Raw genomic sequence first — 634 nt, forward strand, 5'->3', positions numbered from 1 at the left:
ACGGCATTTTCAATTTTTTGCATTACAGAATTGGCGGGGAAACACCACAGGGCAAAGCGGACAGGCAGGATCGCCTTTTTTACAACGCGACACAGGCAGGAAAAATGGGAAATGGTGGCGAATATAATGAATTGAAACCGATTACAGGAGGGAGAAGAATGGAACATTTAACAGTCGGTGAAATGACACTTTACTGGCTCGATGGTGGCGTCACGCATCTGGATGGCGGTGCCATGTTTGGCGTTGTTCCGAAACCGCTCTGGTCGCGGAAATATCCATATAATGAAAAAAACCAGATTGAACTTCGGACAGACCCGATCTTTTTTCAGCTGTACGGGAAAAACATTCTCATTGAGTCCGGGATTGGCAACGGAAAACTGACAGACAAGCAGAAGCGGAATTACGGCGTCACAGAGGAGTCGCAGATCGACCGTTCATTAAGCGCATTCGGGTTGACACGGGAGGATATCGACATTGTGCTCATGACGCATTTGCATTTTGACCATGCATGCGGCTTGACCATGCCAGATGATACAAATGGATATGTCCCTTCATTTCCAAATGCCGCCATCTATGTATCTGAAACGGAATGGGACGAAATGCGTCACCCGAATATCCGTTCAAAAAGCACGTA

General features: G+C 47.0%; 1 protein-coding gene. It reads left to right on the forward strand.

Annotation, left to right across the window (positions count from 1 at the left end):
- Nucleotides 1–158: 158 nt before the first annotated feature.
- A partial coding sequence (locus P9687_RS16945; protein WP_328228947.1) for an MBL fold metallo-hydrolase occupies nt 159–634 on the forward strand: 476 nt, incomplete at its 3' end.

Origin of the sequence: Weizmannia sp. CD-2023, assembly GCF_036225245.1 — a bacterium.
In the GTDB taxonomy this organism is placed as follows: domain Bacteria; phylum Bacillota; class Bacilli; order Bacillales; family Bacillaceae_C; genus Weizmannia; species Weizmannia faecalis.